General features: G+C 62.1%; 14 protein-coding genes. 9 read left to right on the top strand and 5 right to left on the bottom strand.

What is annotated here, in order from left to right:
• Positions 1-197 precede the first annotated feature (197 nt).
• A complete protein-coding gene (locus tag JYP46_RS12555) occupies positions 198-1334 on the bottom strand; it encodes a site-2 protease family protein (protein WP_113155854.1) in 1137 nt (378 codons plus the stop codon).
• A gap of 179 nt (positions 1335-1513) precedes the next feature.
• Here JYP46_RS12555 and JYP46_RS12550 point away from each other — a divergent pair, with 179 nt between their 5' ends.
• From JYP46_RS12550 to JYP46_RS12535, 4 genes are all read left to right on the top strand, one after another.
• Positions 1514-2281, top strand: coding sequence for a phosphatase PAP2 family protein (locus JYP46_RS12550; RefSeq protein ID WP_206544323.1), 768 nt, complete (start codon positions 1514-1516; stop codon positions 2279-2281).
• Positions 2282-2433: 152 nt separating this feature from the next.
• Complete coding sequence (locus JYP46_RS12545; protein WP_206548271.1) at positions 2434-4623, top strand: anthranilate synthase; 2190 nt, start codon at positions 2434-2436, stop codon at positions 4621-4623.
• 70 nt (positions 4624-4693) lie between these two features.
• Positions 4694-5575: a cation diffusion facilitator family transporter gene (locus JYP46_RS12540; protein WP_113155852.1), complete on the top strand. Its 882-nt coding sequence runs from the start codon at positions 4694-4696 to the stop codon at positions 5573-5575.
• A gap of 109 nt (positions 5576-5684) precedes the next feature.
• Entirely contained in the window at positions 5685-6776 is a 1092-nt protein-coding gene (locus JYP46_RS12535; protein WP_206548270.1) for an AbrB family transcriptional regulator, read from the top strand.
• A gap of 12 nt (positions 6777-6788) precedes the next feature.
• Here JYP46_RS12535 and JYP46_RS12530 read toward each other — a convergent pair whose 3' ends face one another.
• Together JYP46_RS12530 and JYP46_RS12525 are read right to left on the bottom strand one after the other, a co-directional pair.
• Positions 6789-8093, bottom strand: coding sequence for a serine hydrolase domain-containing protein (locus JYP46_RS12530; protein ID WP_206548269.1), 1305 nt, complete (start codon positions 8091-8093; stop codon positions 6789-6791).
• The gene (locus JYP46_RS12525; protein WP_206548268.1) at positions 8090-8758 is read right to left on the bottom strand and encodes a DUF899 domain-containing protein; all 669 of its coding nucleotides are present in this window, start codon (positions 8756-8758) and stop codon (positions 8090-8092) included. The genes JYP46_RS12530 and JYP46_RS12525 overlap by 4 nt, the downstream gene beginning before the upstream one ends.
• 228 nt (positions 8759-8986) lie before the next feature.
• Between JYP46_RS12525 and JYP46_RS12520 the strand changes: the two genes are divergently transcribed.
• The 4 genes from JYP46_RS12520 to JYP46_RS12505 all read left to right on the top strand — a co-directional run bounded on the left by JYP46_RS12520 (position 8987) and on the right by JYP46_RS12505 (position 13057).
• Complete coding sequence (locus tag JYP46_RS12520; RefSeq protein WP_206548267.1) at positions 8987-9541, top strand: winged helix-turn-helix transcriptional regulator; 555 nt, start codon at positions 8987-8989, stop codon at positions 9539-9541.
• 247 nt (positions 9542-9788) lie between these two features.
• A complete protein-coding gene (gene leuA, locus JYP46_RS12515; RefSeq protein WP_113155847.1) occupies positions 9789-11528 on the top strand; it encodes a 2-isopropylmalate synthase in 1740 nt (579 codons plus the stop codon).
• Positions 11525-12301: an alpha/beta fold hydrolase gene (locus tag JYP46_RS12510; protein WP_206548266.1), complete on the top strand. Its 777-nt coding sequence runs from the start codon at positions 11525-11527 to the stop codon at positions 12299-12301. Before leuA ends, JYP46_RS12510 begins: the two co-directional genes overlap by 4 nt.
• Before the next feature lie 144 nt (positions 12302-12445).
• A complete protein-coding gene (locus JYP46_RS12505) occupies positions 12446-13057 on the top strand; it encodes a hypothetical protein (protein WP_206544048.1) in 612 nt (203 codons plus the stop codon).
• A 24-nt stretch (positions 13058-13081) separates the two neighbouring features.
• On the opposite strand, the gene JYP46_RS22095 is transcribed toward JYP46_RS12505, so the two are convergent.
• Complete coding sequence (locus JYP46_RS22095) at positions 13082-13237, bottom strand: hypothetical protein (RefSeq protein ID WP_224873384.1); 156 nt, start codon at positions 13235-13237, stop codon at positions 13082-13084.
• On the opposite strand from JYP46_RS22095, the gene JYP46_RS12500 reads away from it, so the two are divergent.
• A complete protein-coding gene (locus JYP46_RS12500; RefSeq protein WP_224873383.1) occupies positions 13166-13345 on the top strand; it encodes a DUF3955 domain-containing protein in 180 nt (59 codons plus the stop codon). The two genes, JYP46_RS22095 and JYP46_RS12500, sit on opposite strands and share 72 nt — an antisense overlap.
• A gap of 3 nt (positions 13346-13348) precedes the next feature.
• Here JYP46_RS12500 and JYP46_RS12495 read toward each other — a convergent pair whose 3' ends face one another.
• The gene (locus JYP46_RS12495; RefSeq protein ID WP_206544322.1) at positions 13349-14269 is read right to left on the bottom strand and encodes a metallophosphoesterase family protein; all 921 of its coding nucleotides are present in this window, start codon (positions 14267-14269) and stop codon (positions 13349-13351) included.
• Positions 14270-14345: the final 76 nt, after the last annotated feature.

The raw sequence follows: 14345 nt of genomic DNA, 5'->3' as shown, positions 1-14345 counted from the left end.
GATCTATCGATCGGAAGACGGAAACGCGCCCCTCGGTTCGGAGGCGCACAGCACCGAACCGGGGGTCAATATCCCGCAATGGGACATACCCGGAAAAGAACGGAGATGTGCTTTCGGTTCGTGCTCATGCGTTAAACGTGGTGCGCAGACGGGGCGATGTCAAGGCAGTTTCGGTAAATGCATCATGCGGTGACATGTTATGCCCGGTCTTGCATGTTGCGCCTGTTTCGCTTCCGCAGGGCGGCAAAGCGAAAGCCCTCGGGCATTGCCGCGCGCACCATGATCATCTCGCCGATGGTTTCATGGGTGATGAGGCCTGCAAGCCTTTCATGACTGTCCAGAACGGCCACGGCGGGGGCCTGTGTTTCCTGCATCAGGCGCACGCCCTCGGTCAGGCTCTGCTGTTTGTGGATGGTGGGAAGGCCGGCCCGCATGGCGCTTGCGGCTGGGGCGTCCGGCCCCGCATCCCGTAGCACGCGGATCATGTCGTTACGGGTGATCAGCCCTTCCAGATGGCCCTGTGCATCCACCACGGGGAACTCGTTCTGTGTGGTGGCGAGCAGAAGGTCGATGGCTTCGCCGATGCTGGCCGAGCGGCTCAGCGTGGCGAATTTCGTGACCATCACGTCACCCGCCAGAACGCTGTTGGCCACGCTCTTGATCTGGGCGTTCTGGGCCTCTGCCGAGGCCGCCAGATAGACGAAGATGGCGATAAAGATGAGGAGCGGGTTGTAGAGCAGCCCCAGAAAACCGAACAGGAAGGCAAGGCCCTGTCCGATATTGGCGGCGATCTGTGTCGCTTTGGCCCAGCTCAGTCGGGTTGCCAGAAGCGCGCGCAGCACGCGACCGCCATCCATGGGGAAGGCGGGAATGAGGTTGAACAGGACGAGAAAGATGTTCACGCCGGCCAGCCGTACGAGAAAATCGGCGCGCGGATCTTCCACCTGAAGCATCTGCTCGATGCCGGCTGTGCCGCCAAGTGCAAAGATGATGAGCGCGGCAATGACCACATTCACCATCGGGCCGGCGATGGCGATCACGAGCTCCTGCCGGGGTTCTTCCGGCATGCGCTCCAGCCGCGCCAGCCCGCCAATGGGCAGAAGCGTTATGTCCGGTGTCTTGATGCCGTAATGGCGCGCGGCAAGCGCATGGCCGAATTCGTGCAGGACCACACAGGCGAACACCGCGACGATGAAGGCAACGCCTTCCCATGCGGCTGCCGTTCCACCGATCTGGTAGTGCATGAACCAGATCCAGACCAGCAGCAGGAAGAAGGTGACATGCACCCTGAGCACTGTGCCACCGATTTTTCCGATGTTGAAAGACCAGCCCATGAACGTCGCTCCAGTTGGCAACAACCGTATATACCTTATTTAGGTGACAATCATCGTGTTGGCATCGGGCATCGTGTTGGCATCGGGCATCGTGTTGGCATCCGGCATCGTGTTGGCATCCGGCATTGTGTTGGCATCGAGCCATTGCAGGATCATCTGTTTGAGAGAGTTGAGTGGGTATGACGGTTGAGACGGAAGGCTTCCTTCAGCGGGTTTCGCGCAGGCGCAGGGCACTGGCTCCCGCGCTGCTCCTTCTGGTTCTGACGGTCGGTTCCTTTGTGTTTCTCGCCATCGCCGATGAAGTGGCCGAGGGCGAGATAAAGGCGTTCGATGAGCGGGTGCTGCTTTCGATGCGCACTGCCGCAGATCCGGGCGATCCAATCGGGCCGCCATGGCTCGAGGAGACCGCGCTGGAGATCACCGCCATCGGCGGCTATCCGGTCATCATCATTTCGCTTCTCGTGGTGACGGGGCTTCTGGTGGTGACGCGGCGCTATGGCGCGGCATTCTACGCCCTCTTTTCCGTGGGCTCCGGTGCGCTCGTCTCTTACCTGCTCAAGCACTATTACGAGCGGCCGCGACCTGACATCGTGGAGCATCTGGATGTGATCCACACGGCAAGTTTTCCAAGCGGTCACGCCACGGTCACCACGGTGGCCTATCTGACGCTTGCGGCCCTCGTTATCCGCTTCTTCCCCGACTGGCGCGTCAGGCTCTATGTGCTGGCGGTTGCGGTGTTCGTTTCGTTCATCGTCGGCGTCAGCCGCGTCTATCTTGGCGTTCACTGGCCAAGCGACGTTGCGGCGGGTTGGGCGCTTGGTGCTGCCTGGGCGAGCTTCACCTGGCTTTGCCTCAGCCTGCTGGCGGTTTATCGCGGCAAAAGGCTTGCGAATGGCGCGGGAAACCAGTTGCGCGAGAGCCCGGCGGACGCTATGGAAAAGCCATGACAACGATTTCTTGCGCAAATCTCTGGTGGTGGGTTCGCTAACAGCGGCCAACCGTGCAGTGTGCGCGTAAAGAAAGACCATGGCCGCAGGTGAAAACCGGGCGGCCATTTTTGTCTGCGCTTCCCGGCGATGCCTGAAAAAGGGAGCATATGATGAGCCTGGAAGTTCTGGAAAATGGCGCCGAGCGTTTTGCGACGGCGGGCGGCGTCACCATCACGCGAAGCCGTGTGGAGACCGCCTATGCGGGCGCCATCGATGCCTATATCGATGCGCTGGACGAGCGTCGTGGCGCGGTCTTTTCCTCGAATTACGAATATCCGGGCCGCTACACGCGCTGGGATACGGCCATCATCGACCCGCCGCTGGTGATCTCGGCGCGTGGGCGCGCGATGAAGATCGAGGCGCTGAACGCGCGCGGCAAGGCGCTGCTGTCGATCATCGCCGATGTGGTTGCCGCACTGGATACGGTGACTGTGCGCGAGCGTGACGAGACGCGCCTTGCTCTGACGGTGGCCGAGCCTGACCGCGTGTTTTCCGAGGAAGAGCGTTCGCGCGCGCCGACGGTTTTCACCGTCCTGCGGGCGATTACCGCACTCTTCCATTCCGATCAGGATTCCAATCTCGGCCTTTATGGCGCGTTCGGCTATGACCTCGCCTTCCAGTTCGACCCGATCAAGCAGACCCTGAACCGGCCGGAGAGCCAGCGCGATCTGGTGCTTTACCTGCCGGACGAAATTCTCGTGGTCGACCATCATGCGGCAAAAGCCTGGCATGATCGCTACGACTATGCGGGCGAAGGGTTTTCGACTGAAGGTCTGCCGCGTGAGGGCGCGCGCGAGACATTCAAACCAGCAGCGGAAGCGCCGCCGCGTGGCGATCATACGCCCGGCGAATATGCGCGTCTTGTCGAGAAGGCCAAGCACAGCTTCCATCGCGGCGACCTCTTCGAGGTGGTGCCCGGCCAGATGTTCATGGAGCGCGTCGAGCGCCGTCCTTCAGAGATTTCGCGCCGGCTGAAGCAGATCAACCCGTCGCCCTATTCCTTCTTCATCAATCTGGGGGAGCAGGAATTTCTGATCGGCGCATCGCCGGAGATGTTCGTTCGGGTCAATGGCCGGCGGGTCGAGACCTGCCCGATCTCCGGCACCATCAAGCGTGGCGATGACGCCATTGCCGATGCCGAACAGATCATCAAGCTTCTGAACTCCAAGAAGGACGAGTCCGAACTGACCATGTGTTCGGATGTCGACCGCAACGACAAGAGCCGTGTCTGCGAGCCGGGTTCGGTGCGTGTCATCGGTCGCCGTCAGATCGAGATGTATTCACGCCTCATCCACACGGTCGATCACATTGAGGGCAGGCTGCGCGAGGGCATGGATGCGTTCGATGCGTTTCTGAGCCATGCCTGGGCCGTGACCGTGACCGGCGCGCCGAAACTGTGGGCGATGCGCTTCATCGAGGAAAACGAGAAGAGCCCGCGCGCCTGGTATGGCGGGGCCATCGGCATGGTGCATTTCAATGGCGACATGAACACCGGCCTGACGCTGCGCACGATCCGCATCAAGGATGGTGTGGCGGAGGTGCGGGCGGGGGCCACGCTTTTGTTCGATTCCGATCCGCAGGAGGAAGAGGCCGAAACGGAACTCAAGGCGTCGGCCATGCTGTCGGCGATCCGCGATGCCGGGAAGACCAATATGGAAAACGAGATGCGCACGACCGCCCGTGTGGGTGAGGGCGTGAAGATCCTGCTTGTCGATCACGAGGACTCCTTCGTGCATACGCTTGCCAACTATTTCCGCCAGACGGGCGCGGATGTGGTGACGGTGCGCTCGCCCGTTGCCGATGATGTGTTCGACCGGGTGGAGCCGGATCTGGTCGTGCTCTCGCCGGGGCCGGGACGGCCGGAGGACTTCAACTGTAGCGCCACCATCGCCAAATGCCGTGCGCGCGGGTTGCCGGTCTTTGGCGTCTGTCTTGGCCTGCAGGCGCTGGTGGAAGCTTATGGCGGCGAGCTGCGACAGCTTGCCGAACCGATGCATGGCAAGCCTTCGCGCATCCGTGTCAGCGGCAACAGCCTGGTCTTCTCGGGCCTGCCTGCGGAAGTGACAGTCGGGCGTTATCACTCGATCTTTGCCGATCCGGCGCGTCTGCCTGCCAGCTTCACGATCACGGCCGAAACGGATGACGGTGTCGTGATGGGCATCGAACATGAGGATGAGCCGGTTGCAGCCGTGCAATTCCATCCCGAATCGATCATGACGCTCGGACAGAATGCCGGCATGCGCATGATCGAGAATGTGGTGGCGCATCTGCCGCGAAAGGCGCGGGTGAAAGCAGCCTGACACATTCGGCATGTAATGCCCTGTGAAGGTCCTGCCCGGTGGGGCAGGACGTCGATTGAAAGGAACCACCATGCCGTCCAACGGTGATCTTCAGCGTATTGCCCTATGGTCCATCGTGGTGGCGTTCGGCATTTTCGGGCTGAAACTGTCGGCGTGGTGGCTGACCGATTCCGTGGCGTTGTTTTCCGACGCGATGGAATCGGTGGTCAATGTGGTGGCCTCCTTCGTCGCCTGGTATGCGCTGCGCATCGCGCACCGCCCCGCAGACGACAATCACCCCTTCGGGCACCACAAGGCGGAGTATTTCTCCGCCGTTCTCGAAGGCGTTCTGATCGTTGTTGCAGCGCTTCTGATCATCCACGAGGCATGGACCGCACTGTTTGCGCCGCGTGCGCTGGAAGCGCCGGTGGCCGGTCTTCTGGTGAATGCGCTGGCAGCGGTGGGCAACGGTCTCTGGGCGTGGCTCCTCATTTCGACCGGGCGCAAGGCCCGTTCGCCTGCCATGGTTGCCGATGGCAAGCATCTGTGGACGGACGTCGTCACCTCGGCGGGTGTCATCTTCGGTCTGGTTCTGGCGGTGGTGACCGGGTGGCTGTGGCTCGATCCGGTGATGGCGCTGATCGTTGCAGTCAACATTCTGTGGCACGGCTGGCATCTGGTGGGGGATTCCGTGCAGGGGCTCATGGATGTGTCTGTCGAGCCCGAGGAACTGGCCGAAATTCACCGGGTCGTTGAAGAAAACAGTGTCGGTGCGCTTGAATTTCACGACCTGAAAACCCGCGAGGCAGGCCGCGCCCGCTTCATCGAGTTCCATCTCGTCGTGCCGTCCGACATGACGGTTGAAGTCGCGCACCACATTTGTGACCGCATCGAGGGCGCGCTTGAAAAATCGCAGCCGGGCGCTGAAGTCACCATCCATGTGGAGCCCGCGCACAAGGCGAAATTCGCCTGATCCCAAAAGGGTAAATGGGGCGGCCATCCGCGTGTCCGCGTCTGGCTCATTTCCCTGAGCCCGGCAATCCTGTATGCCGTGATGGCAAGAATTCAGGACGCATGGTTTGATGGACACCGCACCGCAGGCAACTTTCCAGGGCCCTCTTACCCGGCTGACGCCTGCTCTGCAGTGGCTCTTTCTGGTGTGCCTCACGGCGGTGTTTGCCGGCGTGATGCTCTATGGAACCATGCCAGCGGCGCTGCTCATCGGGCCGATGCTGGCGGCGGTGACAACGGGCGCGCTCGGCGCGGGCATTCGCGTTCCGGGGCTGGTTTTCGCTGCCGCGCAGACGCTGGTCGGGCTTCTGATCGGTGGTTCGTTGGAGCCGGCCATTCTCGCTTCCTTCGTTGATATCTGGCCGATCCTTCTGATCGCCGTCGTGGCGACGGTGGGGGCAAGCAGCTTTCTGGGTTTCATCGTCAGCCGCTGGAAGATCCTGCCCGGCACCACGGCGGTCTGGGGCTCCGCGCCCGGTGCGGCCACGGCGATGGTGCTGATGGCTGGCGCGTTTGGCGCGGATGCGCGGCTTGTGGCCTTCATGCAGTATCTCCGGGTGATTTTCGTCACCGTGGCCGCCGCCGTCATCGCCAGACTGTGGGTGGACACGTCGGGCGTTGAGGTTCCCGCGACCGTCTGGTTCCCGTCCATCGACTTCAATGCCTTTGCCATCACGCTGGCAACCGCCATGGTGGGCGGGGCGTTCGGGCGATTGGTGCGCCTGCCTGCACCGTTCTTTCTCGGTGGCATGCTGGCCGGTGCCGTTGTGCATCTGGGCGGCGGGCTGACGCTGGAGCTTCCGCCATGGCTGATGGGGGGCGCTTACATGATGGTCGGCTGGACCATCGGCCTGAAATTCGACCGGGCGCTTCTGCGCACCGCCTTCAAGGCGCTGCCGCAGGTGGTGATATCGATCGTGGCGCTGATGGCCTTCTGCGGCGCGCTCGCCTGGTTCCTGCATGTGGAATGGGGCATCGACCCGCTGACCGCCTATCTGGCGACGAGCCCCGGTGGCATGGATTCGGTCGCCATCATCGCGGCTGCCGCCTCCCAGAACGTCAATCTGTCCTTCATCATGGCTGTGCAGATGGCGCGTTTTCTCTTTGTGCTTCTGGCCGGTCCACCCATCAGCCGTATGGTGGCGCGCTGGGCCGGTGGTTAGGGCACCGCACCGTCAGGCAGCAATGGCCTGACGGGCCTTTGTCCAGAAATCCATATAGGTCCGGGGTGGCTCGGGCGATGTCATCATGTTCTGGCTCAAGAATACGCCCACCAGCCCGTTCTGCGGATCGGTATAGGCGGTGGTGCCGAACCCGCCATTCCAGCCGAAACTGCCCGGTGTGAGCCAGGGACGCGTTCTCCTTAGGCCGACGGACATGCCAAGCCCCCATCCTGCGCCGCCTTCATCCATGAACATCGTCGCGTGCGGGGCCGTCTTTTGCCCGGGCGTCAGTTGATCGCGCGTCATTTCGGCCACGGTGTCGGCCTTAAGATAGCGTCTGCCGTCCAGCGTCCCGCCATGAAGCATCATGCGGCAGAAGGCGGCGTAATCATCCACCGTCGTCACCAGACCGCCTGCGCCGGAATCCATGGGCGGCGGATTGGTGAAGTCCACGCCCTGTTCCGGCCCGAAGACGATAAGCTCCGCTCCTCCAATGGTAAAATCCGGGCCATACTGGTTCGGCAGCCGGTCCTGCTTTTCTGCGGGGACATGAAAACCCGTGTCCTTCATGCCAAGCGGATCGAGCAGGCGCTCGCGCATGACAGCGCCGAGCCGCTGCCCCGTTGCGCGCTCGATCAGGATGCCGGCCACATCGAGCCCGTTGTTGTAGAAGAAATCCTCGCCGGGGTGCGCTGCCAGCGGCAGGGCTCCCAGCTTCTCCATGTAGTCGTCGGACGACATTTTCGGCAGCACCCAGCTCGGCGCGATGCCGGCTTCGCGCATGGCTTTCTGGATCGGGTATGCGTCCGGAAACACCATGATCGCGCCAAGCCCGAAGGTCATGGTCAAAAGCTGGCGCAGCGTCACGGGGCCGTTTGCGGGAACCGTGTCATCCAGTGGTCCATCAAGGCGTTTCAGAACCCGGCGGTCGGCAAGCTCCGGCAAGAGGTCATCGACGGGACCATCAAGCGTCAGCACGCCGTCCTCCACCAGCATCATCGCCAGCGCCGCCGTGACCGGCTTCGTGATCGAGGCAACGCGGAAGATCGTGTCGCGGGCCATGGGTGCGCCTTTGCCGTTCAGTGCAAACGTGCCGGCAGTGCCGACATGATCCACACCATCGTGATGGATCAGCCATGTCGCGCCGGCCATGCGGCCTTCGGCGACATGCGCTTCCATGGTGTCTTTCAGCGTTTCCAGTGCCTTTGGGGAAAGCGTGTTCATGGCGGTCGCCCTGTTGCTGATGGCGGAAGAAAAGGCCAGTGCCGCACCGCCGGTCATCAGCCGGCGGCGGGAAAGCGAGGGGGCTTCGGTCATCTCGTCGTCTCCGCATCATATTCATCGTGCAGCCGCCACCATTGATAGGGTGCCGTCTGGGAGATGCCTTCGGGCGCGTCTTCCCAGCTTTCCTGACGTCCGAGGGGCGTGAGGTCGAGAAATGTCCAGTTGCTGCCCAGCGCCTCGACACCGCGCCCACTGGTGAAATAGGTGTGAAACACCGTGTCGCCTTCGTGGATGAAGACGTTGAGCCCGAAGCCGCCGGTAACGCCGAAATCCTCGTTGAAGGTCGAGTCTTCCACGGAATACCAGCGCTGCGGCCAGCCCATGCGCCTGCGAAAGGCTTCGATCTCGCCAACTGGAGCGCTGGAGACCAGCGCCAGTGTCGTGTCACGGGCGTTCAGATGGGCGGCGTGGCCGAGATTGTCGACGAACATGCAGCAGCCGGCGCATGGCGAAGGATCAGCCGGCCTGAGCATGTGGTGATAGACGATCAGTTGGCGGCGTCCCTCGAAGAGATCGTTGAGCGTCAGCGTGCCTTCCGGGCTTTTGAAGGCATAGTCCTTATCGACACGGAGCCATGGCAGGCGACGCCGCTCGGCAGCCAGGGCATCATGGGCGCGGGTGAGCGCCTTTTCCTTTTCAAGCAGCGCTGCGCGCGCTTTCTGCCAGTCTTCCCGGGATGCGATTTCTGGGGCGGTCATTGTGGTTTCCTCCTCGCTTCCTTGCATGTTCGAGCGCGGTATCGCGCTCGCGGTCAGGGATAAGACGCAGACGGGTTCCTCCGATCCGACATGCGGTGGCAGAAAATCCGGGCGATTTTCCTCCGGGCTGCCAATCCCTCTCGATGCTCAAATACTGATTAAGTTTTGCAACTGGTTGCGAATGAGTCAACCCGGTGGCATCTTGCAATCAGATTCTGGAGGCGCAGATTGAACGAGACCCGGAAGACCGCCGCACCGCATCGCTCGGGCTGCCCCATCAACCTCACGCTTGAGGTGCTGGGTGACAAATGGAGCCTGATCGTGGTGCGCGACATGATGTTCGGCGACCGCCGTCATTTCCGCGAGCTGCTGACCGGTTCGGAGGAGGGGATTGCCTCCAACATTCTCGCCGACAGGCTGCGCAGGCTTCTGGCGGAGGGCCTTGTCTCGAAGGCGGATGATCCGAGCCACAAGCAGAAGTCGATTTACAGCCTGACCGAGAAGGGCATCGAACTGGTTCCGGTCTTCGCCATGATTGGCGCATGGGGCAGCAAATGGCTGCCGGTGAGCGAGGAGCTGTCGATCCGCGCGAAGCTTTTGGCGGAAGGCGGGCCATCGCTTTGGGATGCGTTCATGGAGGAATTGCGCGAAACGCACCTGGGCTTGGCTTCCGCGCAAAATGCCGGCGAACCGGGGGTGCGCATGCGTTTGCAGGCGGCTTATGAAGAGGTGCTGGCGCGCAAGGCGTCCACCGCACTTGCAAGCCGCGCCGGCGTCGTTTAATGAAGCTCCCATGATCACGCGTCAGACAGATACCTTGTCCAGTCGCGCCGCTTTCGTCGGCGAGACCGTTCGCGCGCTATTTTCCAGCCTCCTTCTTCTTGGCCTTATCGGCGATCGCCGGGTCCGTTGAAGGAGCGCCCGGCGATCGATGTCGCCGCCTGGCATCAGCTCTTTCTCCAAAACCGCGATTTGTTGTTGACAGGCCCGCCGTGCCGAGCGCACGCAACCGGTGCCGGGAGAAAATGGAATGGACGCGCATACAATGACTGACATGGCAGAAAACCGAGTACAGGGTGAAGCAACCGCACAGGGCCGCAAGGGCATGGCGGATGCTTCGATAAAATATCAGCCCTATCCGCAGATCGACCTCGCAGACCGCACCTGGCCCTCCAGGCGCATTGAGAAGGCTCCGATCTGGTGCTCCGTCGATCTGCGTGACGGCAATCAGGCCCTGGTCGACCCGATGGGGCATGACCGCAAGGCGCGCATGTTCAAGCTGCTGGTGGACATGGGCTTCAAGGAAATCGAGGTGGGCTTTCCATCCGCCTCGCAGACCGATTTCGACTTCGCCCGCTGGTGCATCGAGGAAGCCGGCGTGCCGGACGATGTTTCGCTGCAGGTGCTGGTGCAGTGCCGTCCCGAACTGATCACGCGCACCTTCGAGGCGTTGCAGGGCGCGAAGCACCCGATCGTCCATTTCTACAACTCCACCAGTGAGTTGCAGCGCCGTGTCGTGTTCGGCAAGGATGTTGCCGGCATCAAGCAGATCGCCACGGACGCCGCCAAGATGGTCATGGACATGGCCGCCAAGGCCGGCGGTGGATACCGCTTCCAGTATTCGCCGGAGAGCTTTACCGGCACCGAGCTGGATGTGGCTCTGGAGATCTGTAACGCTGTCATCGAGATCATTGATCCGACGCCCGACAACAAGCTGATCGTCAATCTGCCGTCGACCGTCGAAATGTCGACGCCGAACATCTATGCCGACCAGATCGAATGGATGTGCCGCAATCTCGACCGGCGCGACAGCCTGCTGATTTCGCTGCACCCGCACAATGACCGTGGCACGGGCATTGCAGCCACGGAGCTGGGCCTGATGGCCGGCGCGGATCGCGTCGAGGGCACGCTGTTCGGCAATGGCGAGCGCACCGGCAATGTGGATGTCGTGACGCTGGCGCTGAACATGTACACGCAGGGCGTCGATCCCGAGCTGGACTGCACGGACATCAACCGCATGAAGGATGTCTACGAATACTGCAACCAGCTGGTCATTCCCGAACGTCACCCCTATGTCGGCGAGTTGGTCTACACCGCCTTCTCCGGCTCGCATCAGGACGCGATCAACAAGGGCATGAAGGCCATCAAGACGGCCAACAAGCCGCTGTGGGAAGTGCCTTACCTGCCCATCGATCCGCAGGATGTTGGCCGCTCCTACGAGGCGATCATCCGCATCAACTCGCAGTCGGGCAAGGGCGGCATCGCCTATGTTCTGCAGGCCGATTACGGCCTGAACCTGCCGCGCAATCTGCAGGTCGAGTTCCGTGGCGACATTCAGGACATTACCGACCGTGAAGGCAAGGAACTGCCGGTCAAGCAGATCTATGAGCGCTTCATGGAGCTCTATGTCGATCAGCCGGACGCGCGCATCAAATTTGTCGATCACCAGACCTTCCCGGACACTTCGGTCAAGGGACAGCGCATTGTCGAGGCGACGATCACCGATGGCGGCAAGGAAACCGTGATCAAGGGCGTGGGCACCGGCCCGGTCGATGGTTTCATCGACGCGCTCTCCAAGCATCTCGGCGTGGACATGTCGGTCATCGACTATTCCGAGCATTCCATGCAACAGGGCTCCAATGCGGCGGCCATCTGCTACATGGAAGTCCAGCATCCGGGCGGCAAACTGTTTGGCGTGGGCGTGAACACCAACATCGTCGCGGCATCGCTCGAAGCGGTGGTTTCGGCGGCCAACCGGATCATCGGTTGACGGGCGCGCTTTACGCTGACGATACGGGCGAGGGCGAATGCGCCCTCGTTCTGCTGCATGGCTTTGCCGGCAGCCACCGGGTCTGGGAGGGCGTGCGCAAGGCGCTGCCCAACGCGCTTCCCAAGGGCCTTCGCATCATCGCTTATGATCTGCCGGGCCACGCCCGTTCCCTTGACCTGCCGGGCGCGGGCAAGGCCAAGTCCGTGGCGCAGATGGTTGTCGACGATCTCGCTGCGCGGGGCATTGCCCGATATCACCTGGCCGGACACTCCTTCGGCGGTGCGGTTGCAGTGCTCGCCGCTCATCTTGCGCCCCGGTCCGTCGCCTCGCTGGCGCTGATTGCACCGGGTGGCTTTGGTTCCGGGATTGCCGGCGATCTGATGGCGGCGCGCGCCCATGCTCGCACCGACGATGAGATCGCTTCTGCCGTTCAGGCAATGTTCGGAGCGCAGGCGCAGGTTGAGAGCGGCGTCGTGGACGCTGCGGTTGAACTCAATTCTGTTCCGGGGCAACGTGAGAAGCTCATCGAGATCAGTTCTCTCATCGTGCGCAATGGGGAGCAGGGAGCCTTCCCGCGCGCCATGCTGGAGGCGCTTGCCATGCCCGTTCACGTGGCGTGGGGTTCGCGCGATGCGGTGCTGCCGCCGCATCAGGCGGACGGGTTGCCGGAGAGCTTCATCGTGCATCGGTTGCCGGGGCTTGGCCACATGCTGCCGGAGGAGGCACCGTTCGAGATTGCGCGCATCATCGCTGAAAGCACTGGCGCAGTCTGATCCGGATATTCGGCTTTCCCCTCGTGTTTTCCTTAAAATCGTTTTGTTTACGCCGCTTTCAGGAGCGGAACAAAACGTGATGATTTTCTGTTTTAGCCATGTTAACGATGGGTTAACGCTTCCTTGTCGTCAGGAGTACCGCCCATGAGTGAGGCTGGTCAGTCCGCAGTTTCGGTTACCAATGTGCGCAGGCTTTCCGATGCAATGCGCGAGATGAAGAATGCGGCTGCCGACAGGGCGGATGTGGTCGTGGAGATGCGTGAGGCGAGCCGCACGCGGCTTGAGCTTCTGGCGCAGGAACTCCAGCCCGTTTTCGACGACGTTCCGGCGGACGATCCGACCTTCGATTTCGCCATCTCTTCCGGTGAGCAGCCCCGGTTATGGATCGATGCCGTTGCCCATGTGGCGATGGGCCGTGACCGCCGCACTTATCGGTTTGTCCGCGATACACGTCTTGGCCGCGTGGTGCTTGCCGAAAGCGCGGAGATCGCTCCCGTCGCCAATCAGGTAACGCGCTACATTGCCGAGCGGCTCGTGGAGCGTCAGCGGGCCGTGGAAGGTGATGTGGAGCCGCTGCCGCGCGGCGATACACAGGAGCAGGAAACTGTTGCTCCCACGCCCTACAGGAGCGCCTGGAGCAGCTTCTTCAGCGGGGTTGCCTTCGTCATCCTGGGCGGCATTGTCGGTGTCGCCACGGTTGTCGTCGCCATGTGGGACCGCTTCCCCGAACTGGATGCGCTCCTCTCCCGCTTCTGAGGAGAAATCAAAGTCTCGCCCGCTTTATGTGGTTTCCTGCGTGATGAAGGGACCTGTTTGCGAGCGATTTTGATGAAGTTTCTGTTCTTTTGCGCCGTTTTTCTGGTTGTGGCCGGTGGCGCTTGTCTGTTTGCAGCCAATTGGATTGGCAGCAGTGTTGATGCCGAAGGTTTTCTGCATGAGCCGTTTGCGCTGATTGCGCTCGGTTCCCTGTCCGTGGCCCTTGGCGCGGCGAGCGGCACATTCGGCCTTGGCATTGCTGCATGGCGGTGCGTGCGCGCCTCCTGATCCTCAGCCGGCCTGCGCGTCTCCGGTAAGGAGCGCGCCCGAAACCTCGCCTATCGTGCCATTGCCATCGGTCACGCCGCGGCGGGAAAAGCGGATCTCCCACGCGCCCGGCTTTCCGTCGATTTCGAAGAGATTGTAGTGACCGGGCGGTTTGGCGCTGCCATGGGACTGGCCGGCTGCAGCGACGCCGACGACCGGCACGGAAGCTCCGCTTGGCCCGTCGATGCGGTGGACGGTCGGCTTGTGTGTGTGGCCGTGCAGAATGAGTTCCGCGCCATGCTTGCGGATCAGTTTCTGGAACCGGCCGATGCCGTAAAGGCGCTTGCTCGCATTGGTCGCGCCACGCACGGGGGGATGATGGATCATCACGACCCGGAACAGCCCGGCCTCCCGGGTGGCGTCGAGCATCTTCGCCAGCCGCTTGGCCTGCGCCTTCGAGAAATGGCCCGACGCCATGAAGGGCGCGGTTGCGCGAGCCGAGGAAACGCCGATGATGGCGACCTGGTCGCGCACCCGCAGATAGGGGAACGCGTCTTTGCCTTTTGGGGGTGTCCCGTCGTCGCCGGTCATGTAGGCGGCCCAGGCGCGGCAGCAGCGCGCAAGCGCGCCCGGCACATAGGCGTCATGATTGCCCGGCACCACCGAGACCCTGTCCGCAGGTCCGAGGCTCTCCAGCCAGAGCCGCGCCATCTCGATTTCCTTGTCGAGCGCGAGGTTGACCAGATCGCCCGTAAGCGCAATGTGGTCGGGCGCGGCTTCGAGCATGTCGTCGGTGATGCGGTCGATCAGGCCGTGGTCGAGATTGAGCCTTCGGTTGCGCCGCCAGTTGATGTAGCCGGTGATGCGCTTGGAAGCGAGCTCACGATAGGTAACAGCGGGGAGAGGCCCCAGATGGATGTCGGAAAAATGCGCAAGGCGAAACATGTTTCGTGTGTAGAACACGCAAACCGCGCTGACCAGCCCGCCAGAGCACCGGAGCGAAAAGTGTCATCCGGTTTTC

The sequence above is a fragment of the Nitratireductor aquimarinus genome, from assembly GCF_017255295.1.
In the GTDB taxonomy this organism is placed as follows: domain Bacteria; phylum Pseudomonadota; class Alphaproteobacteria; order Rhizobiales; family Rhizobiaceae; genus Nitratireductor; species Nitratireductor aquimarinus.
The sequence above is the reverse complement of the archived record's forward strand: the minus strand, read 5'-3'. Positions and strand labels throughout refer to the sequence as shown.

Coding starts and splice junctions, on each gene's coding strand:
- JYP46_RS12505 (WP_206544048.1), top strand. CDS start 12,446: ATGAGTGAGGCTGGTCAGTCCGCAGTTTCGGTTACCAATGTGCGCAGG.
- JYP46_RS12540 (WP_113155852.1), top strand. CDS start 4,694: ATGCCGTCCAACGGTGATCTTCAGCGTATTGCCCTATGGTCCATCGTG.
- JYP46_RS12550 (WP_206544323.1), top strand. CDS start 1,514: ATGACGGTTGAGACGGAAGGCTTCCTTCAGCGGGTTTCGCGCAGGCGC.
- JYP46_RS12530 (WP_206548269.1), bottom strand. CDS start 8,093: ATGACCGAAGCCCCCTCGCTTTCCCGCCGCCGGCTGATGACCGGCGGT.
- leuA (WP_113155847.1), top strand. CDS start 9,789: ATGGACGCGCATACAATGACTGACATGGCAGAAAACCGAGTACAGGGT.
- JYP46_RS12555 (WP_113155854.1), bottom strand. CDS start 1,334: ATGGGCTGGTCTTTCAACATCGGAAAAATCGGTGGCACAGTGCTCAGG.
- JYP46_RS12535 (WP_206548270.1), top strand. CDS start 5,685: ATGGACACCGCACCGCAGGCAACTTTCCAGGGCCCTCTTACCCGGCTG.
- JYP46_RS12495 (WP_206544322.1), bottom strand. CDS start 14,269: ATGTTTCGCCTTGCGCATTTTTCCGACATCCATCTGGGGCCTCTCCCC.
- JYP46_RS12545 (WP_206548271.1), top strand. CDS start 2,434: ATGAGCCTGGAAGTTCTGGAAAATGGCGCCGAGCGTTTTGCGACGGCG.
- JYP46_RS12525 (WP_206548268.1), bottom strand. CDS start 8,758: ATGACCGCCCCAGAAATCGCATCCCGGGAAGACTGGCAGAAAGCGCGC.
- JYP46_RS22095 (WP_224873384.1), bottom strand. CDS start 13,237: ATGCAGAAAACCTTCGGCATCAACACTGCTGCCAATCCAATTGGCTGC.